Origin of the sequence: Pseudoalteromonas sp. S16_S37 (assembly GCF_014694405.1) — a bacterium.
GTDB lineage: Bacteria > Pseudomonadota > Gammaproteobacteria > Enterobacterales > Alteromonadaceae > Pseudoalteromonas.
The window spans coordinates 1-237 of the sequence record NZ_JAAUWV010000257.1; the positions used below are offsets into that span (position 1 = coordinate 1).

General features: G+C 42.6%; 1 pseudogene. It reads right to left on the reverse strand.

From position 1 onward, the window contains the following. Positions 1–118: 118 nt before the first annotated feature. Positions 119–237 (reverse strand): annotated as a pseudogene (locus tag HC733_RS22835) (transposase); the annotation flags it as partial.

Sequence of the window (237 nt, forward strand, 5' to 3'; positions counted from 1 at the left end):
TGCTTTAATTTGCTCTAATGATGTTGTGGTATTCATTGATCACACCTTAGTTGTTTAGGTTGCAATCAAGTATGCCGGATGGTTTTTACTTATTTGCGCTATCTTGCCGTAAGGTCACGATAGCCTTGCGGATGACGCTGTTAAGTGACTCAATGGCATTGGTGGTGTAAATCGCTTTACGGATATCTTCAGGGTAATTAAACAGGGTATTGAGATTCTGCCAGTGTGAGCGCCACG